The 12,898-nt window shown below is 46.6% G+C and carries 12 protein-coding genes; 4 read left to right on the top strand and 8 right to left on the bottom strand.

Going from position 1 to position 12,898, the window contains the following annotated elements; all coding sequences use genetic code 11:
- Positions 1 to 92 precede the first annotated feature (92 nt).
- From AC1VYS_RS24635 to AC1VYS_RS24650, 4 genes are all read left to right on the top strand, one after another.
- Positions 93 to 869, top strand: a complete 777-nt coding sequence (locus AC1VYS_RS24635) for an ABC transporter permease (protein ID WP_482911858.1) — start codon at positions 93 to 95, stop codon at positions 867 to 869.
- Positions 866 to 1,666, top strand: coding sequence for an ABC transporter permease (locus AC1VYS_RS24640; RefSeq protein WP_482911859.1), 801 nt, complete (start codon positions 866 to 868; stop codon positions 1,664 to 1,666). Before AC1VYS_RS24635 ends, AC1VYS_RS24640 begins: the two co-directional genes overlap by 4 nt.
- Positions 1,667 to 1,751: 85 nt before the next feature.
- Entirely contained in the window at positions 1,752 to 2,720 is a 969-nt protein-coding gene (locus tag AC1VYS_RS24645) for an ABC transporter ATP-binding protein (protein WP_482915114.1), read from the top strand.
- 269 nt (positions 2,721 to 2,989) lie between these two features.
- Positions 2,990 to 3,667: a M14 family metallopeptidase gene (locus tag AC1VYS_RS24650; RefSeq protein ID WP_482911860.1), complete on the top strand. Its 678-nt coding sequence runs from the start codon at positions 2,990 to 2,992 to the stop codon at positions 3,665 to 3,667.
- 95 nt (positions 3,668 to 3,762) lie between these two features.
- On the opposite strand, the gene AC1VYS_RS24655 is transcribed toward AC1VYS_RS24650, so the two are convergent.
- From AC1VYS_RS24655 to AC1VYS_RS24690, 8 genes are all read right to left on the bottom strand, one after another.
- Positions 3,763 to 4,824, bottom strand: coding sequence for a serine hydrolase domain-containing protein (locus AC1VYS_RS24655; RefSeq protein WP_482911861.1), 1,062 nt, complete (start codon positions 4,822 to 4,824; stop codon positions 3,763 to 3,765).
- Positions 4,825 to 4,996: 172 nt separating this feature from the next.
- Complete coding sequence (locus AC1VYS_RS24660) at positions 4,997 to 5,389, bottom strand: MerR family transcriptional regulator (protein ID WP_285889025.1); 393 nt, start codon at positions 5,387 to 5,389, stop codon at positions 4,997 to 4,999.
- Positions 5,390 to 5,422: 33 nt separating this feature from the next.
- Positions 5,423 to 6,919, bottom strand: coding sequence for an alpha/beta hydrolase family protein (locus AC1VYS_RS24665; RefSeq protein ID WP_482911862.1), 1,497 nt, complete (start codon positions 6,917 to 6,919; stop codon positions 5,423 to 5,425).
- Positions 6,920 to 7,003: 84 nt separating this feature from the next.
- Positions 7,004 to 8,491 carry a glycoside hydrolase family 32 protein gene (locus AC1VYS_RS24670; protein WP_482911863.1) on the bottom strand — a complete coding sequence of 496 codons (1,488 nt, stop codon included), beginning with the start codon at positions 8,489 to 8,491 and terminating at the stop codon, positions 7,004 to 7,006.
- A gap of 45 nt (positions 8,492 to 8,536) precedes the next feature.
- Complete coding sequence (locus AC1VYS_RS24675) at positions 8,537 to 9,367, bottom strand: carbohydrate ABC transporter permease (RefSeq protein ID WP_435368275.1); 831 nt, start codon at positions 9,365 to 9,367, stop codon at positions 8,537 to 8,539.
- Positions 9,364 to 10,248, bottom strand: coding sequence for a carbohydrate ABC transporter permease (locus tag AC1VYS_RS24680; protein WP_251511380.1), 885 nt, complete (start codon positions 10,246 to 10,248; stop codon positions 9,364 to 9,366). The genes AC1VYS_RS24675 and AC1VYS_RS24680 overlap by 4 nt, the downstream gene beginning before the upstream one ends.
- Positions 10,249 to 10,416: 168 nt before the next feature.
- Positions 10,417 to 11,748 carry an ABC transporter substrate-binding protein gene (locus AC1VYS_RS24685; protein WP_482911864.1) on the bottom strand — a complete coding sequence of 444 codons (1,332 nt, stop codon included), beginning with the start codon at positions 11,746 to 11,748 and terminating at the stop codon, positions 10,417 to 10,419.
- Positions 11,749 to 11,884: 136 nt separating this feature from the next.
- On the bottom strand, positions 11,885 to 12,865 hold the full coding sequence (locus tag AC1VYS_RS24690) for a LacI family DNA-binding transcriptional regulator (protein WP_482911865.1): 981 nt from the start codon (positions 12,863 to 12,865) through the stop codon (positions 11,885 to 11,887).
- Positions 12,866 to 12,898 lie beyond the last annotated feature (33 nt).

Here is a 12,898-nt window from a genome sequence, read left to right on the forward strand (position 1 = left end):
GGGATAAATTGGTATGCTGTTGTCCTTCTCTCTTTTTCGCCTTGACTGAAGTGAACGGGTCCGCCGTTCAATCCACTTATCGGAGGTGTCATATGCTTTATTTAACGTTGGCTTCCAAAGCCTACGCCCGAAACCTGCAATACCGCGGGGCACACATGGTACATAACCTGGCAAGCGCCATATTTGGTTACATGTATGCTTGTCTCTGGATCGGCATCGGGGCCGACCACCAGCTCGGAGAATACGGGGTACAGGGAATGATCAGCTACATTGCATTCACGCAATCATCACTCTGGATCTCAGGCTTCCTGACGAACGGACTCGGTATTCCGCTCAGTGTCAGGACAGGGCAGATCGCACTGGATCTCATGCGTCCGGTACATCTGTTCACTCACCTGATGGCACGAGAATGGGGGCAGATCGCCTACCAATTCGTGTACAAAAGCCTTCCGATCTACCTTCTCTACTCCATCGTTTTTTCCCTGAAATGGCCCGCAGAGGCCTGGACTTTAGGCTATACTGCCCTAGCACTTGCTGGTGCGGCGTACTTATCCATCTGCATGAACTATATTATCGGCGCCACCTCCATGTGGACGACGGAGTCATCTTGGTTACACTGGGCCAATCATGCTCTGATGAACCTGATGGCCGGTTTTTTCATCCCGCTGGAATGGCTGCCAAAATGGCTGGAACAACTGGCCTGGCTATCGCCCTATCCATTTCTACTCTATGTACCCACCCGAATTTACCTTGGCTTCGAAGACGGCTCCTTCCTATGGGGAACCTTGCTTTGGTGTGTGTTCATGACTCTGCTCTGTCTTGCTATCACTAAAGTATTACGTCGTAAAGTGGAGGTGCAGGGCGGATGAAACCTATTTCTTGGTTCCACTTATATAAAATTCTCATTCGAACAAGCATCCGTAGCCGGATGCAATACAAGTTTAACTTTGTGCTGAGAGCTATTCTGGCTGCACTTATTCAAATTTCCGAATTTCTGATGATCGCGTTGGTACTGCACAAATTCGGTGCGATCAAGGGTTGGTCTTTACATGAAATTGGCTATCTCTTTGCTATCATGACGTTATCCAAAACGTTATATCGTACATTCGGCAATGAAGTGCATCATCTGGAAAAATATCTGGTAGGCGGTGAGCTGGACCAACTGCTCACCCGGCCGATGCCTGTCCTGCTGGCACTGATGCCGCAGAATTTTCGCATCATGATTGGCGAAGTGCTACAAGGCGGATTCATTCTATTTTGGTCACTTGCAGGTATGATGCACAGCGGGCAGATCGGCTGGACGGTTATCCCACTCTCCTTATTCGTCATTGTGACCGGAGCCATCATTCTTTTTTCCATTGGACTTGCCACAGCAACACTTGGTTTCTGGACCACACGCATCGAGGAGTTGCAGGTCATCACAGAGGATGCAGCCCGCACCGCGGCTCAATATCCGCTCACCCTCTATCCCAAATGGATGTCCAGCCTGCTGCTGACCGCTATCCCCGTCGGATTTGTGAACTACATTCCATCCCTCTACTTGTTACGCGGTGAAGGCGGCGCGTGGGTGCTAGCTCTTATTGCTGCGGTAGCGGTGATATGTCTGGTAGCCAGCTTACGTTTCTGGGCGTTCGGCATGACTAAATATCAAAGTACGGGTAGTTAGAGAAGTTTTCTGTCATCGGAGTGTCTGTGTAAAATCATTTTTTCAATTGATATGAATTAACGGAGGAGGCGAAATACACATGAATATGATTACAGCACGCAACCTGCAAAAACAATTCAAAACCCCTGTCGTGCGGGAAGGCCGCTTCTCAGGGATACGCACCTTGTTTTCACGCCAATATGTAACGAAAGAAGCGGTACGTGACATCAGTTTTGACATCCGGCAAGGGGAATTTGTTGGCTACATCGGCCCAAACGGGGCTGGCAAATCCACCACGATCAAAATGCTTACAGGCATTCTTCACCCGACAGCGGGTGAGGTCGTGCTTGGCGGGATGAATCCACATGAGGAACGACGCAGGACGGTTCGCAAGCTCGGCGTTGTGTTTGGACAGCGAAGTCAGCTCTGGTGGGACTTACCTGTGAAGGATTCGTATGATATTTTGGCAGAGATGTACGGTGTGAGTTCGGAGGTCAAAAAGAAAAGACTGTCCCAGTTCGCTGAACTGCTGGATCTCGAATCCTTCTGGGCTACCCCGGTTCGCAAGCTCTCCCTTGGGCAACGTATGCGGGCCGATCTGGCAGCGTCCATGCTGCATGATCCAGAGCTACTCTTTCTCGATGAACCCACCATCGGACTGGACGTAAATGCGAAGCGAAATATTCGCCAGTTTTTGCGTACATTAAATGAAGAGTTTGGCAAAACCATTCTGCTCACCACCCACGACATGGATGATATCGAACAGCTATGTAGCCGTGTCATGGTTATAAATCATGGACAGCTGACCTATGACGGAACCATCGCCTCCCTTCGGGATACGATCGGTTTGCCTACATTGATCCGTGTGGCCTTCCGTGGACAGGTTCAACTGCCAGATGTATTACCTTCCGCCATTCAGGTTACCAGTATGGACAATCAGGTGCTCACTGCACTGGTGAACCGGAAGGAATGGCGTACGATGGACATTTTCAAGGAATTGGAGCAGTGGGGAGAGATTGACGATATTGAGATGAAGGAACCCGACTTCGAGGATGTTATACACAAAGTCTATTGATTAGGGCGTGTCTGAAAACTCTGAAGAAAGCAGATTTTGCTGAATTTTCGCTCCAAGCAAGGAAGTTTTCTGCAGGTGTGCCGGGGCACGTCAAGGGAAACTGACGCAGCAGGGGGCGAAAAGGCGGTAAAAGATGCACTTCAGTAGGTTTCAAGACACGCCCTAGACCAGAGGTTGGCCTATTTTACGATGAAACGGGGCACAGGGCTGTTCGAACGCCGTTACATGAAAGAGGGACATGACGTATTGTAGTAACGGAGGTGAGGGTCATGCTTGTGACCAGACATGTTCTTGCTGCACCCAGTCCCTATGCTGCGCCTTATTACATCGTACGCGGAACGAATCCCGGACCCGTCATGATGATTACATCTGGAGTTCATGGCAATGAAACCGCGAGTATGGCCGCTGCACAGAAGCTTGCCGATGATTGTGCCTCGGGACGGCGTGTGATCCATCGCGGAACCTTGATTATTGTGCCGAGAGTCAATCAGCAGGCTTATGCAAAAAAAATCAGAGGTAAACCCGACCTGAATCGCACCTTTCCTCGCCGCAAGTCTGGAAAAGCCAAGCACCCTCTGGCAGCCGCCGTGTTCAAGCTTGCACGCGAGTATCATCCTGACTGGTGGCTTGATCTGCATGAAGCCAACGGTCTATCACAACTCAGTCCACGCGTGCTTGGACAAACGCTGATCACCAATCCCGGTAGCTCCAGCGTGCCGTTCTGTCGCAGGGTGATTGAGCGCATGAACCGCTCTATACCGGTGGGCAAGCATCATTTTAATCTGAAGCGGCATGAGTTGCCGGGCTCCGCTAGGACAGCGGCTTCGAGGTTGCTACATGCGAAGTCTATCACCGTGGAGACGTGCTGGAGTCTGAAACGCGCTGTACGGATCAAGTACCAGACGGAGATTGTGCATCATTTTCTACGAGAAGCAGGTATGACTTGAGCGAAAAAACAAAACCACCTCCACAGCAGAAAACCCGATGAATGACATCGGTGGTTAGCAATGGAGGTGGTGATTTTATTGGTATGGATTCTGTATCATTGATTTTGCATCACGGATTCAAGTATATCCTTGCCTACAGGCTCCAGGAACGTGAGCGGATACAGATCTTTTTTCGTAAAAAACTTATAGATCGCATCCAGATACTCGTCCACACGATCGGCTGATCCAAAACAGTAATTGGACAATAATACGACTCCTACGCCCTGCTTCTTGTTTATAGCTAAATAACTGGTAGCACCAAAGGTGCCGCCGTTATGCCACAACATATTCTGATCCAACGCCGTATCCTCTTGCCAACCGAAATAAAGCTCTGATTCTCCGATTCGAATAGGTACATGGCTTTGTTGTATGGTTGAGGTGAGCGGGTGCCCTTCATTGAGATTAGCTTGTACAAATAAACTCATATCGTGAACAGATGACTTGATTGCTCCCGCTCCATCGTGTACTCCATTCATATCCCAGTGAGGCATAACTTTCCCCGTTGATGTATGTCCATCCACCAATCGGCTGTTCTGTTCTGTATTCAGTAGAACGGCTGTTTCTGTAAGATGTAGCGGATCTGCGATATATGTTTTAAGCAATTCGTCATATGTAAGATCTGTGATTTTACATAGGATGTATCCCAATAAACCCATACCTGTATTTGAATATTCAAATGTACCGATCTGATCTGTATAGTCCGCGTCAGCTAAAAAAGCAAGCAAATCTTGTTCCGTATACTTTGAATACGGATTGTATCGATTTTTTTTCGAGGACAAGTTCGGTGCTAATCTGGGTAATCCAGAGGTGTGCGTTGCAAGATGTTTGAGCGTAATTTTTTTAAAATAATCGTTATTGCCATGGTCTATGTACTTGCTGACTGTATCATCGGTGGAAAGTCGTTGTTTATGCTCTAATTCTAGTAGAAGCAAACTTGTGAATAATTTGGTTAGAGAGCCGATTTCAAATAAACGATGTTCAGGAGCAACTGTGCTCTGCTTTGGGGGATTGCCAAATGAATGAAACTCGATATCTTCCTTGGTAATGATGCCAATCTCAAGATGAAGATGTTTTTTACCTTTAATATAATCAGAAACAAAACCTTGTATATTCCTCATAAACGATGGTGCTCCTCTCTGATGTACATCGATTAAGTCATATTAGGAACAAGCTAACCAACCTCGAATGGAGAATTCAAACGGTGTATTCGTTATATTCGTTTCTCTCCCGACATTTCCTGCTCGTTACATACGACTTGCCTACTCTTAAAATAGAAAAAAAGAGCCATGATTACGGCTCTCTCTTCTCTATTCTAAAGGATTGGATATAACTATCGATATCGTCTTCGGGTGTAAGCAACAATCCGGCCAGATTTTTCTGCATCTGTTCCAGATGATTGATGTGCTGTTGAATGTCGGCGATCCTTTCGCGGACAAGTGTTTTTAACGTCTCTTTTTCCATATCCTCATTGCTTAGAAGCTCCAGCGTTTCCTGTATGGCTTTCAGCGAATAACCAAGTGTCTGTGCATCCTTGATGAACTTGACTTTGACCAGATAATCCTCGGTATATACGCGATATCCGTTGGAGGATCGATGCGGAGCAGGCAATATGCCGCTATCCTCATAATAACGAAGCGTGGCCATACTTACGCCCGTCTTTTTGGCCAATTGGCCTCTTGTCATGGTCTGCACAACGCTCTCCCCTTTCCAACTGAATCATTGCGTTGGTTTGTTACGGATCTTCGTATATTCGTGATCATAAGATGCTTCGGGAAATTTGGCTGAATTTCCTTGTAGTAGAGGCTGTGCTTCACCTTTCAGGTAACGGTCAAAAAAGGCAAGTGCATAACTTCTCGTAATATCGATATTATGTTCCGCAGACATATTTTTGGCAAACAAACGCGGTGAGATTAACGCAATATCCGTGAAGCTCTGATGGAAAAATCCATCCACCGTCAGGTAATAAGTATCATTCAGACTGTTATTCATAACATGTTTCAGATCAGGTTCGAATTCGGGATAGAATAATTTTTCATGCTCGGTAGGATTGGGTCCCAGACTTTTAGCTGTCTTGCCAGACATGATGTACATAAACGGCTGTTTCAGCGACGACTTGGAAACACTGCCCCAAAATCCACCTTCCAGGCTGAGTCCGGCTTGCAAACGTTCATCCTGTGCGAGTGCTTCAGCTGTTGTGGCCCCACCATAGGAATGTCCCATAATGCCCGTGTGGCTCAGGTCAAGTCTGCCCTCCAGCACCTGATTTGGATCGCTCACATTCCATTGTTCAAGCGTATCGATTACAAAACGTGCATCCGCCGCGCGAATGCCCACTCCCTGTACATTATATTGATACAGTTCTTCCGATGTTGCAAATTCAGGCCCTGCATCATAAGAAACCTTGTGACCATCCGGGAAAGTTACCCGAGCCGACGTATACGGATGATCCATTCCTACGACGATATAGCCATGGCTGACCAGCTCCTCCACCGCCGTCATACTCTGAAAACGAGCCGAACGGACACCGGGAGAGAACAGGACAACAGGGTAAGAGCTGCTTGCATTAGACATCGCCGCACCTTTTACCACGTGTGTAGGTATCGTATCGAGATAACTGAACACTTGAGGCGGGATGCCAAACACCAGACTGATTGCTTCCCCCAATTCGGCAGGGTACGACTCCGGTTTAATCCCTTTTGCAGCCTGCGGATCGACCGGATACCACACATTAATCATCAGTTCCCGCTTGTCTCCAGCTTCAGGGGAAAGTGTCTCTTCACGGGATTCATCTACGATCCGCTGCGAAAATGTACCGATGGCGAATTGTCCCGTTGGTTCAGGCATCGTAAATGCCGGGAAATACCTCGTTAGCATTCCTGACCCAACACCGGAGAATGCAGCAAGAATGAGGATCAACAAGCCGCGAAGCCAGGTACGCCCTTTTGACTTTTTCTTACGTATTTCCGGTGTCATACTTCCAACACTGCGAGTCCATTTAATTACTTGAATGATTAACAGGATAAAGAGTATGAGCGCGACAATATAAGACGGCAGTAACATCACCCGTACTGAATCAATCACAGCATGTAGCAGAAATGCGATTACCAAGGCACTAAGCATGCCTATCGCAAGCTTCTGCCTTTTCGCATAGAACGGTAAACCCAGCGCCCCCACTATCGTTATTAGTACGAAAATCCATTCGAATATCTTCATGATTTTTCCTCCAAACGTTGTTGATACAACAACAATAAACCTTGAAGTATACTTCAAGGTCAAGGAGTATTGCTGTATTACGTTTTATACTTGTAAATCCCATTTGCGAAGCTCGGTCAGTGTACATCTTCCTTGTGAAAAAACTTCAATCCCTTTAGAGCTAGAATCCGGATATATTCGTGCAGACATGACCTGCTCTCCTTGCTGAATAAAAACCTCAATTGAACTAATGTCCACAAAAATGCGAAGCTCCAGTTTGCCTTCATCAAGTTCTACTGTCGTTGCACGCTCTCCGCCAAGTCCCTGTCCGGCACGATCGCGATTCATGCTTAAGCGACGGTCCTGCACATCATAAGTAATAACGGTTTCCTCGTGCTCGCTTGTGCGCAGTTTTAACCCAAAACGCTGAGCCTCCGCCGCTTCAAATACAGCATGTAATTCATAACAATCGCCGCTGATACCAAGATCATGTGTGCCATCTTCCACCGGACGAGCCTTCTGTTCAACACCTGCAAGTCTGTACTTCGAAAGTTCTGGAAGCGGCTGGAATATCAAACGTTCTCCCTTACGAATCAATTGGCGCGGTAACGTCATAGCTCCTGCCCAGGCGTGGGATGCTTGTGTGGGTATCTCACTCTCCCAAGTCTCCATCCAGGCCATCAGTATTCTTCGTCCTTGTGCATCCTCCATCGTCTGGGGTGCGTAGAAATCGAAGCCGCAATCCAGCGGAACGTACTCGTCATATTGAAGCACTCCCTTGTCCGTATCCAGTGTTCCCATCATGTATACGGTGGAATGTAAATTCCGATAATGATCACCCTGAGCTGGCATACGCTGCGGAGACATGATCAGCACATCCCGATCATCCAGCGAAAATACATCCGGACATTCCCAGTTGTCGCCGAGTGTTCCGTCGCTCTGGGCCAGCACGTTAACATAAGTCCAGTTCAGCAAGTCTGTTGAACGATAGAGCAGAATACTTCCGTTTCCTGCATCATCATTGGACCCAAGCACACAATAATACATGCCGTTACGTTCAAACACTTTTGGATCACGAAAATCCTTAGGACTTGCATGTTCCGGAATCTGTTGTAATCCAATGACCGGATTAAGCTCGCTTTTGACAAAATCAATTCCGTTCTCTGACACAGCGATATTCTGTGTCTGCTGGTAATCCTTATCTTTATTTGGCCCGGTGACTACATGCCCCGTATACATAAGCACGAGTTTTCCATCCTGAACAATAGCACTACCAGAGAAGCAACCATCGCGATCATACGGGTGATCCGGTGCTAATGCCACAGGCAGATACGACCATGTCACCAAATCATGACTTACGGCGTGGCCCCAATGCATCGGTCCCCATACCGGTTCGTAAGGATAATATTGATAGAACATATGATACATGCCATTAAAATAAATAAATCCATTGGGATCATTCATCCAGCCGACTTCCGGCATCAGGTGATACCCTAGACGATAGACTGGACTAACGTTGTGACGATGTTCCTCTATATACGCCTTTGCCCTTTCAAGGGTATAACGATTTTCGATCTGCGCTTCATGCTTCATATGTCTTCACTCCAGTCTCTATATCTCTATCTCACCTTGTTCAACTTATTTAATGGCGCCCTGCATAACTCCTTGAATGATATACTTTTGTGCAAACAGATAAACGATCAACACAGGCAACAGTGTCAATACCAATCCAGCCATCAACGGACCGTAATCGACGGTGTACGTTCCGTAAAAATAAAAGGTCGACAATGGTAACGTCCGTTGCTCAGACGACGTAAGCACGAGGGATGGAAGCAAAAAGTCATTCCATATCCATAAAACGTTCAGCACACTGATTGTAACCGTGGTTGGCAGCAGTACCGGCAACACGATACGGAAAAAGGTCTGCACTCTTCCACAGCCGTCCATTAGAGCCGCTTCTTCCAGTTCCAGCGGGATGCTTTTGACAAAGCCATGATAAATAAATACGGCAAGCGGGCTACCAAAGCCAATGTACATATAGATTAGTGACCACTTGTTATCCAGTAAGCTGAGTGAGCCGTAAATTTTCACAAGCGGAATCATAATCGCCTGAAACGGAATAATCATCGCCGCTACCATCAGGAAAAAAAGATACTGATTCAGCTTGCTGTGGTGCCGAACAAAATAATGTGCAGTCATCGCAGAGAAGAGAGCAATGAGCAGTACGCCGGCAACGGTAATCAGCAATGTATTGCTGAAGGCCGATAAATAACCCATTTTATCAAACGCATTAGCGTAATTTTCAAGTTGAAAAGAACGGGGTAAGCCAAGCGGATCAGAAGTAATGGCCTGATTGGCTTTAAATGAATTCAAGATCAGTAGTACAAAGGGAAACACGAATAGGATCATGCCAAGGACTAAGGCTGCTAATTTCAGTCCGTTCAACATACGTGATTGTCCAGCCATCATGCCTCGACCTCCAGCTTTTTGCTAAAATACACCTGAAGCAATGTAATAGTCGCCACGAGGATAAACAGAACAAGGGCTTCAGCCTGACCAAGCCCATAGTCACGCGCGAGGAAGGCTTGCTCATATACATGCATAGACACCATCTCTGTACTTTTGAAAGGTCCGCCGCTTGTAAGGGAGACGTTTAGATCGTACACCATAAATCCACGTTGCAGTGACAGGAAGACACATACGATAAAGGAAGGAACCATCAGTGGTAGTACAATGCGCATCAGCATTCTACGATTGCTTGCTCCATCAATGCTTGCCGCTTCCAGCACATCTCGTGGTACGTTCATCAAACCCGCGATGTAAATGACCATCATATAACCAGCATATTGCCAGACGGTTACGATCACGAGTGCCCAGAAAGCTTTGTCCGGATCAGCCAGCCAGGAGGCGGAGAAGAACGGTATGTTCAGTTTTTGGCCTGCAAATACAAGTACCTGATTGAATATAAACTGCCAGATGAAACCAAGCACAATACCGCCTACAAGATTGGGCAAGAAAAATCCGGCTCGAAACCAACCTTGCGCCTTGATTCCCCGGGTTACGGCATAGGCCAGCAAAAAGGCAACAACGTTGGTGAACACAACCGTAATAAATACATACTCCAGCGTCATACCAAACGACTTCCAGAACACGGTGTCTTTGAACACGCCGATATAGTTATCCCAGCCGACAAAACTTTGATCTACTGCGATGCCATCCCAGTTCGTGAACGTTAAATAGATACCATACAAAAACGGAATAATCATTACTGTCGCAAAAGCAAACAAAGTAGGGCCAGTAAATATCAGGCGAGTGCGCAGACGTGTCCATAATCCCTTTTCAGTAAGCATTGTCATCCTCCACTCTATCTCTCTCCATGTCATGAACCTAACGGTTCGCCGGTATGATAGGCCAGACAGAATTCACTTATGTTATGTTCTGTCTGGCCCTCACATCAGGCATTATTCCTATGGAGAAAAACTTCCCTTGATGCGGTGTGTAAGGCCACACGAAACCATTTATTTTACGTTAGTCCAGTAAGCTTGAATCTCGCTGGCAAGTCCGGCACGATCAATAACATTAGCCAAATATTTCTGCATGGAAGCTCCCAATTTGGACCAGTGATCGGCTGGCAGTGTGCTCATAGATTCTTCAATCTTGCCTGCCTTGATGTATTCACTAATGGATTTGCCAAGCGGGTCAGCTGGCTCCAGCTCAATGTTACTGAATGCTGGAATGATGCTGGCTTGTTTGACCAGGAAATCCTGACCTTTCTCTTTATAAACGATCCAGTCCAAAAACTTCTTCGCAGCTTCTTGTTGTGCTGGTGAGCTTTTTTCTTTGTCCAGCAAAATACGTTTGGATACCGCAGCGGAGATCTGTGAATTGCCGAAGTCAGCTGCGTTATTGCTCACAGGAACCGGCAGGAAGCCGTATTTCCCATCTGCTGTATCAAATCCGGAAATTTGTGGCCAAGCCCAGTTTCCCATGAACCAGATTCCCACTTCGCCTTTGCCAAGCACTTCGGGTCCACGCTCATACGTACCGGAGAGTGGTGAAGCCTTGTCGATATTGTACGTTTTCATCACATCAAATGTATCCATCAAACCATTAAATACAGCGTTGGACGCTAGATCTACTTTACCTGCTTTCAGATCGTTCATGAATTGATCCACTTGGGAACGATCCGCGGATTGTCCACCATAAGCAAGCGGCAGGTAATGCGCTCCAAGTGACCAATCCATTGGGGAAATAATCAAAGGTGCTTTGCCGACAGCTGCTATTTTTTTGAACAAGTCCTCCAGTTGCGCTGTTGTCTCTACCGATTTGGGATCAAATGTTCCACCTACCGCTTGATCCAGCACTTTCTGGTTATAGATGAATCCATATCCTTCAATGGAGAAAGGGAACGCGTAATTTTTGCCATCAAATGTTGTAGCCGCCGTACTATTCTCTACCGCGTCTTTCATCCAAGGCTCCGAGGTGAGATCAAGAACACGATCCTTGAACTTCTCGACATCCCCGGTATCCAGCATCATCATCGTTGTCGGATTACCTGAGGCATAGAGGGCAGAGGCCTTTTCGAACGGAGACTGTCCACTGCCTACGGGTACGATCTCAAGTGTAATATTTGGATTTTCCGCTTGAAAATCTTTGGCAGCCTGTTCTAGTTGAGCGTTAATCTCTGATTTCGAGTTAAGCATCGTAATTTTGACATTCTCGCTGCCACCATCGGTTGACCCCGAGGAAGCATTCGTATCCGTGGCTGCTTTCCCTCCGCAGGCTGACAGAACCAGCATCATAATTAATGACAATACCCAAATCCCCGTCCACCGTTGTTCTTTTTTCATCTTGTTATGGCCCCCATTCATTTGTGTAAAGAGGAAACGCTTACAAATCAGATTATAATGTCAAAGGTTTGACATGTCAATCGTTTGACATATCGATCAAAAAAAATATTTTCGTCAAAAAAAGAGACAACCTGATTCAGGTCGTCTCCCTCTCCACCAATGTTACAGGAAAAATATTCTCCATATTGACCTGTTCCTCTGCAATCTGACGTCGAATCAGATCAACGGCCAACTCGGCCATATCTTCTACCGGCTGTCTGATCGTTGTAATTCCGGGCACAGTATAGCAAGCCGCTCGGCTGTCATCATAACCTATGATAGCGATGTCTTCGGGGACCCTGCGTCCGCTAGAAATCGTTTTTTTTAGCGCATGAACAGCCATGAGATCACTCGTTACAAATAATCCGTCCAGCAGCGGCTGCTCTGTGAGCAGTTTATCCATTAATTCCGTATACTGATGCTGATCGAACACATTGAGATCGGTTTCATAAATCATGATTGGCTTGACCCCATGTGCCTCCAGCGTATTCAGAAAACCTATCGTACGACGATTGGATAGCATATTTAACCCCAAATTACCACAGATATGAGCTATATGCCGTCTCCCTTTGGAGAGCAGTAACTCTGCTGCCATGACACCGCCCTGATAATTATCCGAGGATATAAACGGAATGTCCTCTCCAATCTGTCGATCAAAAGTTACAATGGGTGAATGGAGATTAACGTATTCATCCACTTCAAGCGTGTGACTCCCCATAATAATTCCATCTACCCGATTTCCTTTGAGCATCTCTACATATTCACGTTCTTTGGAAGGGTCCATATGAGAGTTGCACAGCATAATTTTGAAACCATTCTGGTATGCATAATACTCTACATAACTGGCCAGTTCTCCGAAAAACGGATGTGATACATCTGGAATGATCAAACCGATAAGGTTGGACTGCTTGCGTAGCAGGGAACGGGCAATCTCATTGGGTCTATAATTCAGCTCGTCCATCGTTTGGTACACTTTGTCACGTGTCTTCTGACTGATGTAACCCCTGTTGTTCAATACACGCGAGACGGTAGTTACTGAAACACCAGCCTTGAGTGCAACATCATGAATAGTTGCCATAACAGCCTCTTTTCCTGTCTACATTCTTTTGTC

The sequence above is a fragment of the Paenibacillus sp. G34 genome (assembly GCF_056856875.1).